Origin of the sequence: Bacteroides sp. MSK.20.82, assembly GCF_019052485.1 — a bacterium.
Lineage (GTDB): Bacteria > Bacteroidota > Bacteroidia > Bacteroidales > Bacteroidaceae > Bacteroides > Bacteroides thetaiotaomicron.
On record NZ_JAHQUN010000051.1, the window covers coordinates 22,339 to 34,792 of the forward strand.

General features: G+C 42.4%; 9 protein-coding genes and 1 tRNA gene. All 10 read right to left on the reverse strand.

Annotation, left to right across the window (positions count from 1 at the left end):
- Window positions 1-36: 36 nt before the first annotated feature.
- On the reverse strand, window positions 37-4,320 hold the full coding sequence (rpoC, locus tag KTR07_RS24015) for a DNA-directed RNA polymerase subunit beta' (RefSeq protein ID WP_008762030.1): 4,284 nt from the start codon (window positions 4,318-4,320) through the stop codon (window positions 37-39).
- 106 nt (window positions 4,321-4,426) lie between these two features.
- Window positions 4,427-8,239, reverse strand: coding sequence for a DNA-directed RNA polymerase subunit beta (gene rpoB / locus KTR07_RS24020; RefSeq protein ID WP_008762029.1), 3,813 nt, complete (start codon window positions 8,237-8,239; stop codon window positions 4,427-4,429).
- Window positions 8,240-8,343: 104 nt separating this feature from the next.
- Complete coding sequence (rplL, locus tag KTR07_RS24025) at window positions 8,344-8,718, reverse strand: 50S ribosomal protein L7/L12 (RefSeq protein ID WP_002558082.1); 375 nt, start codon at window positions 8,716-8,718, stop codon at window positions 8,344-8,346.
- 47 nt (window positions 8,719-8,765) lie between these two features.
- Window positions 8,766-9,284 (reverse strand): 50S ribosomal protein L10, encoded by a 519-nt coding sequence (gene rplJ, locus KTR07_RS24030; RefSeq protein WP_113748112.1) that lies wholly within the window; start codon window positions 9,282-9,284, stop codon window positions 8,766-8,768.
- Between the two features lie 15 nt (window positions 9,285-9,299).
- The gene (rplA, locus tag KTR07_RS24035) at window positions 9,300-9,998 is read right to left on the reverse strand and encodes a 50S ribosomal protein L1 (RefSeq protein ID WP_004310894.1); all 699 of its coding nucleotides are present in this window, start codon (window positions 9,996-9,998) and stop codon (window positions 9,300-9,302) included.
- A gap of 15 nt (window positions 9,999-10,013) precedes the next feature.
- The gene (gene rplK, locus KTR07_RS24040) at window positions 10,014-10,457 is read right to left on the reverse strand and encodes a 50S ribosomal protein L11 (protein WP_008762027.1); all 444 of its coding nucleotides are present in this window, start codon (window positions 10,455-10,457) and stop codon (window positions 10,014-10,016) included.
- A gap of 61 nt (window positions 10,458-10,518) precedes the next feature.
- Complete coding sequence (nusG, locus tag KTR07_RS24045; protein ID WP_004296362.1) at window positions 10,519-11,061, reverse strand: transcription termination/antitermination protein NusG; 543 nt, start codon at window positions 11,059-11,061, stop codon at window positions 10,519-10,521.
- A gap of 17 nt (window positions 11,062-11,078) precedes the next feature.
- Window positions 11,079-11,270, reverse strand: coding sequence for a preprotein translocase subunit SecE (gene secE, locus KTR07_RS24050; RefSeq protein ID WP_004296363.1), 192 nt, complete (start codon window positions 11,268-11,270; stop codon window positions 11,079-11,081).
- A gap of 14 nt (window positions 11,271-11,284) precedes the next feature.
- A tRNA-Trp gene (locus KTR07_RS24055) sits at window positions 11,285-11,357 on the reverse strand.
- A 54-nt stretch (window positions 11,358-11,411) separates the two neighbouring features.
- On the reverse strand, window positions 11,412-12,454 hold a 1,043-nt coding region (gene tuf / locus KTR07_RS24060), incomplete at its 5' end, for an elongation factor Tu (protein ID WP_217315520.1).

Consider the following 12,454-nt stretch of genomic DNA (forward strand, 5'->3'; position numbering starts at 1 on the left):
CAATCGCTCCTTTTTCATATAGTCAATTGAATTGTATTATTCTACTTCATTGTAATCAAGTACTGTCTTCTTGTTCGCCAAGATACGATCATACTCTTCTTTTGAACCAACGATAATCTTTTCAAATTCACGCTGACCTGTACCTGCCGGAATTAAGTGACCGCAAATTACGTTTTCCTTCATTCCTTCAAGTTTATCTGTCTTGCCATTGATAGCAGCCTCATTCAACACCTTCGTTGTTTCCTGGAAGGATGCAGCTGACATAAAGCTTGAAGTCTGCAGTGCAGCACGCGTAATACCCTGAAGAATCTGAGTAGAAGTTGCAGCTACAGCATCACGTACCTCAACAGGTTTCAAGTCACGGCGCTTCAGCATACTGTTCTCATCACGCAACTTACGGGCAGTCACAATCTGTCCCGGCTGCATATTCTGAGAATCACCTGCATCAACAACCACTTTCTTACCCCAGATACGATCGTTTTCCTCCATAAACTCAAGCTTATCCACTACCTGTTGTTCCAAGAAGCGAGTATCACCCGGCTCATCGATCTGAACCTTACGCATCATCTGGCGAACGATAATCTCAAAATGCTTATCATTGATCTTCACACCCTGCAGACGGTATACATCCTGAACTTCATTCACAATATATTCCTGTACAGCCGTAGGACCTTTAATTGCCAGGATATCAGCCGGAGTAGTAGCACCATCAGATAATGGAGTACCAGCACGCACATAGTCGTTCTCCTGAACCAGAATCTGTTTGGACAATGCAACAAGATACTTCTTCACTTCACCTGTTTTCGAAGTTACGATGATTTCACGGTTACCACGCTTGATCTTACCCATTGTAACCTCACCGTCAATTTCAGAAACGACAGCAGGATTAGACGGATTACGTGCTTCAAACAACTCAGTAACACGAGGAAGACCACCCGTGATGTCACCCGCCTTACCTACAGCACGCGGAATCTTCACGATTACTTCACCGGCTTTCACTTTCTGACCATTTTCAATAATCACGTGACCACCTACCGGTAAGTTATAAGTACGAATCAGATCACCGTCTTCTGTCAGGATATGAGCCGAAGGAACTTTCGTTTTATCCTTAGATTCAATAATGATGATTTCACGAAGACCGGTTGCTTCATCCGATTCCACTTTATAGGTAACATTCTCAATTACACCTTCGAATTCAATCTTACCAGTTGCTTCAGTTATAATAACGGCATTGAACGGGTCCCATTTAGCAATTAACTTACCCTTTTCAACCAGATCACCATCCGATACATATAATGTAGAACCATAAGGTACATTGTGCGTAGAAAGAACGATACCAGTATTTACGTCCACAAAACGAACTTCAGCCAAACGGCCTACCACTACTTTTGCAGCTTCACCCATTTCGTCTACGATATCTACCGTACGAAGTTCTTCAAATTCCAGACGAGCACTGTTCTTAGCCACAATACTTGCATTTGCCGCAATATTCGCAGCAGTACCACCGGCGTGGAATGTACGCAATGTCAACTGTGTACCCGGCTCACCGATTGACTGAGCAGCAATTACACCGACAGCCTCACCCTTCTGAACCATGCGGCTTGTTGCCAGGTTACGTCCGTAACACTTAGCACAAACACCCTTCTTCGCTTCACAAGTCAATACAGAACGGATTTCAACGCTTTCAATCGGAGAATCCTGAATCTTCTTAGCAACTTCTTCTGTGATTTCTTCACCACCGGCAACAAGCAATTCGCCTGTAGTAGGATGAATAATATCATGTACAGAAACACGACCTAAGATGCGTTCATACAGGGTAGCGATTACTTCATCGTTATTCTTCAAGTCTGTACAAACCAATCCACGAAGTGTACCGCAGTCTTCTTCCGTGATGATCACGTCGTGAGAAACGTCTACCAGACGACGAGTCAAATATCCGGCATCGGCAGTCTTCAAAGCGGTATCCGCCAAACCTTTACGGGCACCGTGAGTAGAGATAAAGTACTCCAACACAGAAAGTCCCTCTTTAAAGTTTGACAAGATCGGGTTTTCAATAATCTGACCACCTTCAGCACCAGCTTTCTGGGGCTTAGCCATCAAACCACGCATACCGGACAACTGACGAATCTGTTCTTTAGAACCACGGGCACCCGAATCCAGCATCATGTATACAGAGTTAAATCCTTGGTCATCCGAAGAAATAGTTTTCATCAAGATGTTAGACAACTCAGAGTTCACATGTGTCCAGATATCAATTACCTGATTATAACGTTCGTTGTTGGTAATGAAACCCATATTATAGTTGTTTACGACTTGTTCAACTTCGTCGTAACCTTTTTGTACCAATGTCTCTTTTTCTTTCGGGATAATAATATCACCCAAGTTGAATGACAAACCACCCTTAAAGGCCATTTGGTAACCTAAGTTCTTGATTCCATCCAAGAAGTCTGCAGCTTTAGCCACACCACAAACCTTGATTACATCACTAATGATATCACGAAGAGATTTCTTAGAAATAATCGTATTGATATAACCTGCTTCAGGAGGAACAATTTCATTAACAATCACACGTCCTACAGAAGTTTCACGCATAACGTCAACAATGTTACCATTTTCATCAACGTCTTTCACGATCACCTTTACCGGAGCATGAATATCTACCTTACCTTCATTATAAGCGATTAATGCTTCTTCCGGTCCGTAGAATGTAAGTCCTTCTCCCTTAGCACCGGCACGCAACTTGGTAATGTAATACAAACCAAGAACCATATCCTGTGCAGGCACAGTAATAGGCGCACCATTTGCCGGATTCAGGATATTATGTGACTGAAGCATCAACATCTGAGCTTCAAGAATTGCTTCGTTACTCAAAGGCAAGTGAACAGCCATCTGGTCACCGTCGAAGTCGGCGTTGAATGCCGTACATGCCAACGGGTGCAACTGGATAGCTTTACCTTCGATCATCTTCGGCTGGAATGCCTGGATACCCAAACGGTGCAATGTCGGAGCACGGTTCAACAGTACAGGATGTCCTTTCATTACGTGTTCCAGAATATCCCAGATCACCGCTTCCTTACGATCTACAATCTTCTTTGCAGATTTCACTGTCTTAACGATACCACGTTCAATGAGCTTACGGATAATAAACGGCTTATAAAGTTCGGCAGCCATCAATTTAGGAATACCGCACTCACCCATCTTCAGTTCCGGACCAACAACAATTACCGAACGTGCAGAGTAGTCAACACGTTTACCCAACAAGTTCTGACGGAAACGTCCTTGTTTACCTTTCAAGCTATCAGACAGTGATTTCAACGGACGGTTAGCATCCGTCTTCACTGCACTTGATTTACGTGAATTATCGAACAATGAGTCTACAGATTCCTGAAGCATACGTTTCTCATTACGCAAGATTACTTCCGGAGCTTTGATTTCGATCAGTCTCTTCAGACGGTTGTTACGAATGATAACACGACGATAAAGGTCATTCAAGTCAGAAGTAGCAAAACGACCACCATCCAATGGAACCAATGGACGGAGTTCGGGCGGAATAACCGGTACGATACGTACAATCATCCATTCCGGCTTGTTACGTCCACGTGATGCACGGAACGATTCTACAACCTGCAGACGTTTCAATGCCTCATTCTTACGTTGCTGTGAAGCATCATTGCCTGCACGGTGACGCAATTCATAAGACAGAGCATCCAGATCCAAACGAGCCAGCAAATCATAGATTGCTTCAGCTCCCATCTTAGCGATGAACTTATTCGGATCATTATCCTCCAGATATTGATTGTCCTTCGGAAGTGTATCCAGAATATCCAGATATTCTTCTTCAGAAAGTAAATCATATTCGGCAATGCCATCTTCAGCCTTTACACCCGGCTGAATAACAACATAACGTTCGTAATATATAATCGAATCCAGCTTCTTTGTCGGCAGTCCGAGCAAATAACCGATCTTATTTGGAAGCGAACGGAAATACCAGATGTGTGCCACCGGCACCACCAACTGTATATGTCCCATACGTTCACGGCGTACTTTCTTTTCTGTAACTTCTACACCACAACGGTCGCAGACGATACCTTTATAACGGATACGCTTATATTTACCGCAATGGCATTCGTAATCCTTAATAGGACCAAAAATGCGCTCGCAGAACAAACCATCGCGTTCGGGTTTGTACGTACGGTAATTTATGGTTTCAGGCTTCAAAACTTCACCACTCGAATTCTCTAGGATTTCTTCCGGAGAAGCCAGACCAATTGAGATCTTCGAGAAATTGCTTTTCGTCTTATTTTCTTTTCTAAAAGCCATACTCTATATAATTGAGATTTGATAATTGAATCATTGGAAATTGAAGAAGATGCGAATGTCAACAGACCTTCATCGGTCTATTGACATCCTGCATTCTTTCATTATTTTATTCTAGGTTGATACTCAAACCTAAACCTCTCAACTCGTGTAACAATACGTTCAAGGATTCCGGAATACCGGGTTGCGGCATCGGTTCACCTTTCACAATTGCTTCATAAGCCTTAGAACGTCCTACTACGTCGTCAGACTTAATAGTCAAGATTTCCTGCAGGATATGAGCAGCACCGAAGCCTTCGAGTGCCCAAACCTCCATTTCTCCGAAACGCTGACCACCGAACTGTGCTTTACCACCAAGAGGTTGCTGAGTAATCAATGAGTACGGACCGATAGAACGAGCGTGCATCTTGTCTTCAACCATGTGCCCCAGCTTCAGCATATAAGTCACACCTACGGTTGCTGCCTGGTCAAATTGCTCACCTGTACCACCATCACAAAGATAAGTTTTACAGTAACGTGGCAATCCCGCTTTGTCTGTCCACTGATCCAAGTCGTCCATCGTAGCACCGTCAAAAATAGGAGTTGCAAATTTCACGCCCAAAGTTTTTCCGGCACGACCTAATACAGCTTCAAAAATCTGACCAATGTTCATACGAGAAGGCACACCCAACGGATTCAGTACAATGTCAACCGGAGTACCATCTGCCAAGAACGGCATATCTTCCTGACGCACAACACGTGACACGATACCCTTGTTACCGTGACGACCTGCCATCTTATCACCTACACCAATCTTACGTTTCTTAGCAATATATACTTTAGCCATCTGAATGATACCAGCCGGAAGTTCATCACCGATAGTGATAGCAAACTTCTTACGCTTCAATTCAGCATCCAGCTCTTTGTATTTCTTGATAAAGTTCATAACCAGATCACGAACCATACCATTAGTATGGTCATCACTAGTCCAGTTACTCAGCTGAATAGAAGTAAAGTCAAGTGAATCAAAATCAGAAGCACTGAACTTAGATCCCTTAGCAATAACTTCTGCTCCTAAGTAGTCTTTCACACCCTGAGAAACCTTGCCTTCAGTCAAAGTCATCAGTTTCTTAACCAGAATACGCTTCAAGTCTGCAACCTTTGATTCAAACTCATCGTCAATCTTAGGCAACAATGCTTTATCCGCCAGTTTAGAGCTACGGTTCTTGATTACACGTGAGAAAAGTTTCTTATCAATAACAACACCTTTCAAAGAAGGAGAAGCTTTTAAAGAAGCATCTTTCACATCACCTGCCTTATCACCGAAGATAGCACGAAGTAGTTTTTCTTCCGGAGAAGGATCAGATTCACCTTTCGGAGTAATCTTACCGATCATGATATCACCCGGTTCGATACGCGCACCGATTCTTACGATACCATTTTCATCCAGGTCTTTAGTAGCTTCCTCACTTACATTCGGAATATCAGAAGTCAATTCTTCCATACCACGCTTCGTTTCACGAACTTCCAAAGAGTATTCTTCTACGTGAACAGAAGTCAACAAGTCCTCGCGAACCACGCGTTCGTTCAATACGATAGCATCCTCATAGTTATATCCCTTCCATGGCATATAAGCAACCAACAGGTTTTTACCCAAAGCTAATTCACCCTTTTCGGTAGAATAACCTTCAGTCAGGATGTCACCCTTCTTCACGCGCTGACCTTTGTCACAAATCGGACGCAAGTCAATAGTCATGTTCTGGTTCGTCTTACGGAACTTCGGAATTCTATATTCTTTCAAAGCAGGCTCGAAGCTTACAAATTCTTCGTCCTCTGTACGGTCATACAAAATACGGATCGTAGTAGCATCAACGAAGTCAACAACACCATCGCCTTCTGCAGTAATCTGCGTGCGAGAGTCTCTCACTAACTGTCGTTCGATACCTGTACCTACAATCGGAGCTTCACTTCTCAACAAAGGAACTGCCTGGCGCATCATGTTTGATCCCATCAATGCACGGTTAGCATCATCATGTTCCAGGAACGGAATCAGTGAAGCAGCAATCGATGCAATCTGCTGAGGAGAAACGTCCATCAAATCTACTTCAGACGGTTCTACAACCGGGAAGTCAGCGTCCTGACGAGATTTAACTTTATTGCGAACAAATGTACCGTCATCATTCAACGGAGCATTACCCTGTGCAATAATCTTTTCTTCTTCTTCTTCAGCAGTCAGATAAACCAGACCATTATCGGAAAGATCCACTTTTCCGTTTTCCACCTTACGGTACGGAGTTTCAATGAATCCCAGCTCATTAATTTTAGCGAATACACACAAGGAAGAAATCAAACCGATATTCGGACCTTCAGGAGTCTCAATCGGACAAAGACGACCGTAGTGTGTATAGTGAACGTCACGAACCTCAAATCCGGCACGTTCACGAGAAAGACCACCAGGACCTAGGGCAGACATACGGCGCTTGTGCGTAATTTCAGCCAACGGGTTTGTCTGGTCCATGAACTGTGACAAAGCATTTGTTCCAAAGAAAGAATTGATCACAGAAGAAATAGTCTTCGCATTGATCAAATCAATCGGAGTAAATACTTCATTGTCACGAACGTTCATACGTTCACGAATCGTACGAGACATACGAGCCAAACCAACAGCAAACTGGTTAGAAAGCTGTTCACCTACTGTACGTACACGACGGTTGCTCAAGTGGTCAATATCATCCACATCTGCTTTTGAATTAATCAACTCAATCAGATATTTGATGATTTCAATGATATCTTCCTTCGTGAGGACACGCACGTCCATATCAGTCGTCAGATTCAGTTTCTTGTTGATTCTGTAACGACCTACATCACCAAGGTCATATCGTTTTTCTGAGAAGAACAAGTTGTTGATAACTTCACGTGCACTTGCATCATCGGCCGGATCGGCGTTACGCAATTGACGATAGATATACAACACAGCTTCTTTTTCCGAGTTACTCGGGTCCTTCTGCAGAGTATTATATATAATAGAGAAATCAGATTGATTCGGCTCGTCCTTATGCAAAAGGATGTTTTGAACTCCCGATTCCAGAATTTCATCAATATGTACTTCCTCCAGTACGGTTTCACGGTCGATAATAACCTCGTTACGTTCGATAGAAACCACTTCACCGGTATCTTCATCAACGAAATCTTCAATCCATGTTTTCAAAACACGTGCAGCTAACTTACGACCCAGAACTCTCTTCAGATTTGTTTTGTTTACCTTAACATCTTCTGCAAGGTTGAAAATCTCAAGAATATCCTTATCGTTCTCGAAACCAATCGCGCGTAACAAAGTAGTTACCGGCAATTTCTTCTTACGGTCGATGTATGCGTACATCACATTATTGATGTCGGTAGCAAACTCAATCCACGAACCTTTAAACGGAATAATACGAGCCGAGTAAAGTTTCGTACCATTGGCATGTACACTCTGACCGAAGAACACACCCGGAGAACGGTGAAGCTGTGACACAACTACACGTTCGGCACCGTTAATGACGAAAGTAGCCTTATCAGTCATGTAAGGGATCGGGCCGAGGAATACGTCCTGAATAACTGTATCAAAATCCTCGTGATCGGGGTCGGTACAGTACAGCTTAAGTTTCGCTTTCAAAGGAACACTATATGTGAGCCCACGCTCTATACAATCATCGATGGTATAGCGCGGCGGATCAATATAATAATCCAAAAACTCAAGAACAAAATTGTTTCTTGTATCGGCAATAGGGAAGTTTTCAGCAAATACTTTATACAAACCCTCATTCTTGCGCTTTTCAGGTGGGGTATCTAATTGTAGAAAGTCTTGGAATGACTTCAATTGTACTTCCAGGAAATCCGGATATTCAAGCGGATTCTTAGTCGAAGCAAAATTAACTCTTTGATTTACAGTATTTGAAGACATCTGTGAATGAATTTGGAGAACTTAATTTGAAATATATACACAAAAAGGTTAAGAATCCTCTTGCGAAGGATTCCTAACCGAATTACCTGATTACCAGGCTAATGTTATTTAAGTTCAACTTCAGCTCCAGCTTCTTCCAATGTTTTCTTCAATGATTCTGCTTCGTCTTTAGCCAAACCTTCTTTTACTACACTAGGAGCACCGTCTACCATGTCCTTAGCTTCTTTCAAGCCAAGACCACAAGCTTCCTTAACGGCCTTAACAACCTGAAGTTTAGCTGCACCAGCGCTCTTCAATACTACGTCGAAAGAAGTTTTTTCTTCTACAGCAGCAGCACCAGCTGCAGGACCAGCAGCAACAGCAACAGCTGCAGCAGCAGGTTCAATACCGTATTCTTCTTTAAGGATAGTTGCAAGTTCATTAACTTCTTTTACTGTCAAGTTAACTAATTGTTCTGCAAAAGCTTTCAAATCTGCCATTTTTTGTATGATTTTAATTGTTTAAATACTTTGTTGTTTTTTGAAAATTATTCGGGTCTCTCACCAAGAGTTTTGAGAACTCCGTAAAGGGTGTTACCACCTGATTGAAGAGCAGAAATAACATTCTTGGCCGGAGATTGCAACAATGCAACGATATCGGCGATAACTTCGTTCTTACTCTTGATAGCAACGAGAGCATCCAATTGGTCTGCACCAACGTAGAAGCTTTCTTCTGCATATGCAGCTTTCAGTCCGGGAATTCCGTCTTTAGCTTTGTCCTTGATCAGTTTAGCAGGTACGTTTGCAGTATTGCAAAACATAACAGCAGTTGTACCTTTCAAAGAACCGTAAAGAGGAGAAAAGTCTTCTTCCAGGCTTTCAAGAGCTTTGTGAAGCAATGTATTCTTAACTACCATCAATTTGATGTCAGACTTGAAACAATCTCTTCTCAATGCACTTGTAGCAGTAGCGTTCATCGCTGTAACGTCTACCAAATAGAAGTGGCCATATTCCTTTACTGTAGCAGCAATTTGCTCTATAATCGAATTTTTATCTTCCTTTCTCATTATTTCTCTGTTTTATTAGATTTCATCCACTGATTTCGGGTCGATTTTGATACCCGCACTCATTGTACTAGAAAGATAAATACTCTTAATATATGTACCCTTTGCTGCGGTCGGTTTCAGTTTGTTCAGAGTAGAGATGAACTCTTTCGCGTTGTCGCGAATCTGATCAGGACTGAATGATACCTTACCGATAGAAGTATGAACAATACCGCTCTTATCAACTTTAAAGTCAATCTTACCTTGTTTTACTTCTTTTACAGCTTTAGCAACATCCATAGTTACAGTACCACTCTTCGGGTTAGGCATCAATCCACGAGGACCGAGTACACGACCGAGTGCACCAATTTTACCCATGATAGATGGCATAGTGATGATTACATCAATATCAGTCCATCCACCTTTGATCTTTTCAATATATTCGTCAAGACCAACATAGTCAGCACCAGCTTCTTTTGCAGCAGCTTCAGCATCCGGTGTACAGAGTACCAAAACACGTACTTCTTTACCAGTACCATGAGGAAGTGAAACAACACCTCTCACCATCTGGTTAGCTTTACGTGGGTCTACACCTAAACGTACGTCAATATCCAGTGAGGCATCAAATTTAGTGAAAGTAATTTCTTTTACTAAAGATGCAGCTTCTTTCAGTGAGTATGCTTTCCCTGCTTCAATTTTTTCTGCAGCTAACTTTTGATTTTTTGTCAGTTTACCCATTACAATTGAAGTTTATTAGTTATTAACCGGGAACTCCCCTTTTACAGCGATACCCATACTTCTAGCAGTACCAGCAACCATTCTCATGGCAGCATCCACAGTAAAACAGTTTAAGTCAACCATTTTGTCCTGAGCGATCGTACGAATCTGTTCCCAAGTAAGCTCGGCAACTTTCTTACGGTTAGGCTCAGCAGAACCACTCTTTACCTTAGCTACTTCAAGCAATTGAATAGCAACGGGAGGAGTCTTGATTACAAAATCGAAAGACTTATCTGCGTAGTAAGTAATGATAACAGGCAAAATCTTACCTGCCTTGTCTTGGGTTCTGGCATTGAATTGCTTGCAAAATTCCATGATATTAATACCCTTGGAACCCAAAGCAGGTCCAACTGGGGGTGATGGATTTGCAGCGCCTCCTTTAATCTGTAACTTGATTAGTCCAGCAACTTCTTTAGCCATTTTTTTATTGATTTATATATAAACATTAAACGAAGAACAACAACAGCGTAACAATTCCGCGTTATTCTTTTTCCACTTGCATAAAGCCTAATTCAAGCGGCGTTTTGCGCCCGAATATCTTCACCATGACCTTTAGTTTCTTCTTTTCACTATTCACTTCTTCAATGATACCACTGAATCCGCTGAAAGGACCAAAAGTAACTTTCACAGTCTCACCCACTACATACGGAATATTGAGTTCTTCACCCGTTTCCTGTAGTTCGTCTACTGTACCAAGTATACGATTCACTTCTGATTGTCTGAGAGGCACCGGTTTCTCGGAGCCGCCTAAAAAGCCTATCACATTCGGAGTATTGCGCAGATGATGAGCGACCTCACCAACCAAAGCAGCCTCCACCAAAACGTAACCAGGGAGATAACTTCTCTCTTTCACAATTTTTTTACCATTGCGAACCTGATACACTTTTTCAGTTGGAATCAATACCTGAGATACATATTCACCAAGGTCGCTGTTTTTAAGGTCAGCTTCAAGATATTCCTTTACCTTAGCTTCTTTTCCGCTAATAGCACGCAGAACGTACCATTTCTTTTCAATCTCAGCCATTTTCAATTCCTAATTTTTTAATGTGGATAAACAATTTTTTCCATGAAGTTCTGGAAACAGACATCCATACCCCATACTACCAATGCAATAAGCAGGGAAGCATATAAAACAACTACTGCACTGTTAGCAAGTTCGGAATACGTAGGCCACGATACTTTATGAACAAGTTCGTCGTAAGATTCTTTAATATAAGCTATTACCTTTTTCATTTCAATAATATTAGCACGGGAGGAGAGGCTCGAACTCCCGACACCCGGTTTTGGAGACCGGTGCTCTACCAACTGAGCTACTCCCGTTTGTACATAATCAGTTCCCGATAGTAAAACCGGGAACTGATTAATTATTGTGTATTAGTCGATAATTTCAGTAATCTGACCAGCACCTACTGTACGTCCACCTTCGCGGATAGCGAAACGAAGACCTGGGTTCAATGCTACTGGGTAGATCAACTCTACAGTGATAGTTACGTTATCACCCGGCATTACCATTTCTGTTCCTTCCGGCAAAGTGATTTCACCTGTACAGTCCATAGTACGCAAGTAGAACTGAGGACGGTATTTGTTGTGGAACGGAGTGTGACGACCACCTTCTTCTTTCTTCAGGATATAAACCTCAGCTTTGAAGCGAGAGTGCGGTTTAATCTGACCCGGTTTACAAAGAACCATACCACGTTTGATTTCGTTCTTGTCAACACCACGGAGCAACAAGCCTACGTTGTCACCAGCTTCACCTTGATCCAACAGTTTACGGAACATTTCAACACCAGTTACAACTGATTTCTTATCTTCACCTAAACCAAGGATTTCAACTTCATCACCTACGTGGATGATACCAGATTCGATACGACCTGTTGCTACAGTACCACGACCTGTGATAGAGAACACGTCTTCAACCGGCATCAAGAATGGTTTATCAACATCGCGCGGAGGAAGTGGAATCCAGTTATCAACTGCATCCATCAGTTCCATAACTTTGTCTTCCCATTTTTCAACACCGTTCAATGCGCCAAGAGCAGAACCCTGGATGATAGGAGTATTGTCACCATCGAAATCATAGAATGAAAGAAGTTCTCTCATTTCCATTTCAACGAGTTCCAACATTTCTTCGTCGTCTACCATATCGCACTTGTTCAAGAATACAACCAGACGAGGTACGTTTACCTGACGAGCCAACAGGATATGTTCGCGAGTCTGAGGCATCGGACCATCAGTTGCAGCACAAACGATGATAGCACCGTCCATCTGAGCAGCACCAGTTACCATGTTCTTTACGTAGTCGGCGTGTCCCGGACAGTCAACGTGTGCGTAGTGACGGTTAGCTGTTTCGTACTCAACGTGTGAAGTATTGATAGTAATACCTCTTTCTTTTTCTTCAGGAGCGTTGTCGATAGAAT

What these genes read in the sequence shown, in the direction of transcription:
- rpoC (WP_008762030.1), bottom strand. Translation starts at nt 4,320, where the DNA reads ATGGCTTTTAGAAAAGAAAATAAGACGAAAAGCAATTTCTCGAAGATC.
- rpoB (WP_008762029.1), bottom strand. Translation starts at nt 8,239, where the DNA reads ATGTCTTCAAATACTGTAAATCAAAGAGTTAATTTTGCTTCGACTAAG.
- rplL (WP_002558082.1), bottom strand. Translation starts at nt 8,718, where the DNA reads ATGGCAGATTTGAAAGCTTTTGCAGAACAATTAGTTAACTTGACAGTA.
- rplJ (WP_113748112.1), bottom strand. Translation starts at nt 9,284, where the DNA reads ATGAGAAAGGAAGATAAAAATTCGATTATAGAGCAAATTGCTGCTACA.
- rplA (WP_004310894.1), bottom strand. Translation starts at nt 9,998, where the DNA reads ATGGGTAAACTGACAAAAAATCAAAAGTTAGCTGCAGAAAAAATTGAA.
- rplK (WP_008762027.1), bottom strand. Translation starts at nt 10,457, where the DNA reads ATGGCTAAAGAAGTTGCTGGACTAATCAAGTTACAGATTAAAGGAGGC.
- nusG (WP_004296362.1), bottom strand. Translation starts at nt 11,061, where the DNA reads ATGGCTGAGATTGAAAAGAAATGGTACGTTCTGCGTGCTATTAGCGGA.
- secE (WP_004296363.1), bottom strand. Translation starts at nt 11,270, where the DNA reads ATGAAAAAGGTAATAGCTTATATTAAAGAATCTTACGACGAACTTGTT.